Below are 519 nucleotides of genomic sequence, written 5' to 3' on the forward strand. Positions count from 1 at the left end.
CTCCCCCTACATATTTAATTTCTTCTCCTATACAAAAACTAGCAAGACCTACTCCATTGGTAATTCCATCAATGACACCCTTGTCGAAAAACTGCGTGAGTTCGGTTAATCCTCTTATACCCAAGGTAAAGGTCCTAGTATAGAAAATATCTATATAACCGCGATTATATGACCAACTATATATCTTTTTTTTTAGTTGATGGAAAAAATACTTTTTCGGACCCCCTTTTACAAAGGAATTTATTAAATCCAAATTCTGAAAAAAAGAGTAAGCAGATCCATAAAACATATATGCTATGAATAGACCAAAAATAGCTAGACTTACAGAAGAAATTGCATTAGTGATAAATTCATATGAATTTATGGAAGAATTAGAACTTTCTTGGAAAAAGTTGATTGAGGGAGTTAGCCACTTTGATAATATGGTTAATTCCCCTATTTCATTATCAAAATGGATTCCTATAGATCCAATAAACAAAGTACAAAGCAGTAATATAAGAAGAGGAAATAGCATAGTAT

At 31.4% G+C, this 519-nt stretch carries 1 protein-coding gene; it reads right to left on the reverse strand.

Features of this window, described 5'->3' with window-relative positions:
- A partial coding sequence (locus QQK43_RS23845) for an NADH-plastoquinone oxidoreductase subunit 5 (RefSeq protein ID WP_284309667.1) occupies positions 1-514 on the reverse strand: 514 nt, incomplete at its 3' end.
- Positions 515-519 lie beyond the last annotated feature (5 nt).

The organism is Hydrogenophaga electricum (genome assembly GCF_030160815.1).
GTDB classification, from domain to species: Bacteria; Pseudomonadota; Gammaproteobacteria; order Burkholderiales; family Burkholderiaceae_C; genus Hydrogenophaga; species Hydrogenophaga electricum.